A 1,752-nucleotide genomic window follows, 5' to 3' on the forward strand; every position below is an offset into this window, starting at 1 on the left:
GAGATCGCGGGGACGCCGGCCAGGTTCGCGCCGACGGTGAACAGATCGCACAGATACATCTGGATCGGATCGTCAATCTTGTCGCCCAGCGGAAACGCCGGCGTCGGTGTGACCGGTCCCAACAACAGATCGACTTGCGAGAATGCGGCGTCATAATCGCCGCGAATCAACCGTCGCACCTTAAGCGCTTTGTTGTAGTACTCGTCGGCGTACCCTTCGCTCAGTGCGTAGGTCCCGATCATGATGCGGCGTTTGACTTCCGCGCCAAACCCCTCGGCACGACTGCGGCAATACATCGCCACCAAATCTTTCGCCTCTTCACCGGCGCGATGTCCATAGTGTGCCCCGTCGTAACGCGACAGGTTGCTGCTCGCTTCGCTCGGCGCGATCACGTAATAGGTCGGCACCCAATACTCGCGGTGCGGCAGATCGACATCGACGATCTCGGCGCCCAGTTCCGCAAACACGCCGATCGCGTGCGCGACCGCGGTTCGGATCGATTCGTCGATGCCTTCGGCTTGCAACGATTCACGCAACACCCCGATCCGCATGCCACGAAGATCGTTCGATTCGGTCGCCAAGGTGAAATCGGGAACGGCCTGGTCGAGCGACGTCGAATCCCGCGGCTCGAACCCCGCGATCACGTTCATCAACAACGCGCACTCCTCGGCCGACCACGCCATCGGGCCGATCTGGTCCAAACTGCTGGCAAAGGCCACCAAACCGTATCGGCTGACCCGACCATAGGTCGGCTTCAATCCCGTCACGCCGCAAAACGCCGCGGGCTGACGGATGGAGCCTCCGGTGTCGGTGCCCAGACTGAGCGGAACGGTCCCGGCAGCCACCGCCGCGGCGGCGCCACCGCTGCTGCCGCCGGGAGTCCGTGAGGTATCCCAGGGGTTCTTGGTGATCCCGAACGCACTCGTTTCGGTACTCGCACCCATCGCGAACTCGTCCATGTTCGTCTTGCCGACGATCACGGCGTCGGCGGCGCGGAGCTTTTCGACGACGGTCGCATCGTAAGGCGGACGAAACCCACGCAGCATTTCCGACGAGCAGGTCGTCGGCATATCGGACGTGCACAACACGTCTTTGACGGCGATCGGTACACCGGCCAGCGCCCCCAGCGGCTGTCCGGAGGCACGCTTGGCATCGACCGCTTGGGCGGCCGCGAGCGCCGCGTCGCGATCGACGTGGGTGTAAGCGTTGTGCGTCGACTGAGACGCCTCGATCGCGTCGAGGGCACGTTCGGCGATTTCAACCGCCGACGCCTCACCGGCAGCCTGCAATCGCAGCACTTCCAAAGCAGAATCAAGCATGAAGGGGATGACTCGTTACGACCAGATGGATGACAGTCATGAATTATCGACCATCCTCCGCCGATCGACCACCGGGCATCGAAGGGGGAATCGAGCGCATGTTGGTGTCCAGCCTTCAGGCGCATCCCGCTCGCTGCGAAGCAGCGAATCAGGCGGCTGAAGCCTGCACACCAGCGCATGTTGGTGTCCAGCCTTCAGGCGCATCCCGCTCGCTGCGGGGGACGTCGATTGTATAAGTGACGGAAATTAAGAAGTAGCAGCGCAGGCCTAGAATCGCCCACGGAAGGTCCGGGAGGCGATCCCGATAGGGATCTCAGCAAGTAGCCGGCGGTTTGAGCGCAGCGAACACCGCCGGGAGAGCGTAAAACGCGCGTCGACGATCCCGGAGGTGATCGCAGCAATCTCGCTGCGACCCCGTCGGGGTCGGCGTCAC

General features: G+C 63.0%; 1 protein-coding gene. It reads right to left on the minus strand.

Annotated elements, in window-relative coordinates:
• Positions 1-1,319: Asp-tRNA(Asn)/Glu-tRNA(Gln) amidotransferase subunit GatA (gene gatA / locus ABX749_RS31795; RefSeq protein WP_372899575.1), on the minus strand; the 1,319-nt coding region annotated here is incomplete at its 3' end.
• Positions 1,320-1,752: the final 433 nt, after the last annotated feature.

It is taken from the genome of Stieleria sp., assembly GCF_041595215.1.
GTDB lineage: Bacteria > Planctomycetota > Planctomycetia > Pirellulales > Pirellulaceae > Stieleria > Stieleria magnilauensis.